Origin of the sequence: Eudoraea sp. (assembly GCF_049665975.1) — a bacterium.
Classification (GTDB): Bacteria; Bacteroidota; Bacteroidia; order Flavobacteriales; family Flavobacteriaceae; genus Eudoraea.
Genome location: NZ_JBATGR010000065.1, coordinates 1 through 2,192, shown reverse-complemented (window position 1 = coordinate 2,192; position 2,192 = coordinate 1). Strand labels below are relative to the sequence as shown.

General features: G+C 35.4%; 3 protein-coding genes. All 3 read left to right on the top strand.

The genetic code is table 11. From position 1 onward, the window contains the following. Nucleotides 1-915, top strand: a 915-nt coding sequence (locus WBN20_RS02760) for a hypothetical protein (protein ID WP_424280623.1), incomplete at its 5' end; no start/stop codon positions are given. A gap of 17 nt (nucleotides 916-932) precedes the next feature. Further along, a complete protein-coding gene (locus tag WBN20_RS02755) occupies nucleotides 933-1,565 on the top strand; it encodes a hypothetical protein (RefSeq protein ID WP_424280622.1) in 633 nt (210 codons plus the stop codon). 367 nt (nucleotides 1,566-1,932) lie between these two features. After that, on the top strand, nucleotides 1,933-2,192 hold a 260-nt coding region (locus tag WBN20_RS02750), incomplete at its 3' end, for a ribonucleotide-diphosphate reductase subunit beta (protein ID WP_424280621.1).

Sequence of the window (2,192 nt, the reverse complement as noted above, 5' to 3'; positions counted from 1 at the left end):
TTAGTCGCCCTAAGTTGTAAGGGCCAAAGCCCTGAACAGCAAAAAATGATGGAAGATATGGAGAAAAAGGGCATGGAGGCCAAGCGGCAATACGACAGTGTAATGAATTCCCCTCAGGTGAAAAAGATTATGCAACAGACAGAAGCAATGGAGGCCCAGGCTAAAATAGACAGGGATAAACGCAATGCTGAAAAACAGAAAAAGATCCAGAAACCCAATAATCCAAAAAGTGATTTAGAGGACTATATAATAAGCAGTAGCAATACTAAAAAATTTGATAATTGGATTTATGGAGAAGCCAAAATTGTTTTGGTCACATGGGGGCCATCTTCAAAGGTTGTAAAACATAATTTAGGCACCATTTCTTCAGAAGGTAGTTTTGATATACAACTGCCAGAAATGATTTATACAAAGGCGAACACCACAAAGAAAAACAGGTGGCTTAGTTGTGGCTATTTTGGGGACAAGGGTACTATCAACTATAGTAATTCAAATTCAGGTACTGTAATGCCTAGCATCCAAATTGAGAAAAACGATAAACTTATTGGCAGGCTAAACATTGCTTCTGCTTTTGAATTAATAGATGGATGGAACCCTATGTTGCATGCTTATCATGATATTCCCGGTTATCGGTTAGAATGGTACTATGTAAATGGAGAAACTTCTGCTAAAGGCCAGTGTATTCAGGAAAACAGGCATGGAGACGGCAAAGACTTTGATTTAACCAAAGAATACGATTTATATTTAAAACAAGGATGGAATTTGGTAAAGACAGCGTATTATGGTGAACGCATTTTAATAGATTGGGGAGAAGGGCAGCACAACAAGCATTCCTATTATAAGGAAGAAAAAATCACGGTAGTTAATACTATACCAGATGATGCCAAATGGGTTTTCAGTAAGTCTTCTATATAATTAAAAACAAAAACAAAATGACACCTCAAAGAATAAAAGCCAGTAACCTTTTGTTTTTAGCTATGATGGCTACGGTTATCGCCATGTTTGTCACAGCCTTAGTTTCATGCAAGGGAGAGACAAAATTTAATACGGATAAAGCTTATGATGGTAAAATTGAAACCTATTCAGATGCTTTAAATGGTAAAGTGGAAGCCGTTATTGGTGATACACAACTTTTGATTACTGAGTTTAATACCAAAAACAGTACTTCCGTGGTCTTTCTAGAAGATGGGCTACAGTTCAAGATCTTGGATAATAGCAATAGATCGGTATTAGTGAATATGTATGCACCCGGGCTTCTGGATAAGATCCCTTTTACTATAAATAGCATTATTGAATCGCTCTCTGCCGAAGAAGCAAATAATAGTAAAACAAAAAGTAAATTGGAAATCTTATTGCCAGGAAAAAAAGCTTCAATGGAAGATATAAAAATGCTATATAAGGGAAGTATGACTTTAACAGAAGCGTCTGACCATAAAATTGTTGTTGCCTTCAAAGGCTCAGGGGTAAATGGGAACACTGAAGTTAGTAAGCGGGATGAAAATCAATTCCCTATGGAAGGTGTCATTGAAATCAACAATTTTGAGATTTATGATATGCGAAATTGAATCATAGGACATCGGAATGACAAAATCAGAAAATTAAAAACGGATTTCTAACACTAAATAACCCAAAAGCGGGGGTTTAAATAACCAAAGTTTGATTTTACTTTCTTTAATAAACCAAGAAGTATGTTTTTTTATACTTTTTGGTTTAATTTTTGTTGCCCCATAATGACATAATTTTATACAAAAACTCACTTTTCTAAAAAGGCAGCAAACATCACTGGCGAACCTAGATTTCAACATACGGTGTTAAAAACTTTGGGTAGTATTTAATAAAACCTCCTTTACAATTTGATAACATTTTTGAATCTTTGTTAGCCCCAACACTTTGGAAATTCCATTCTACACTAACACTAATAAAAATAAAAAAATGACTGCAGCCTTTGAGCCAATTTTACAGGAAAACGACGATAGATTTGTGATATTTCCCATACAACACCATGATTTATGGGAATGGTACAAAAAATGTGAGGCCTGTTTTTGGACTGCTGAGGAAATAGACCTTCAAGAAGACTTAACGGACTGGAACAATAAACTAAGTGATGATGAGAAGTATTTCGTGAAGCATATCCTGGCATTTTTTGCAGCTTCAGACGGAATTGTAAATGAAAACCTTGCGGAGAATTTTGT

Coding starts and splice junctions, on each gene's coding strand:
- WBN20_RS02755 (WP_424280622.1), top strand. CDS start 933: ATGACACCTCAAAGAATAAAAGCCAGTAACCTTTTGTTTTTAGCTATG.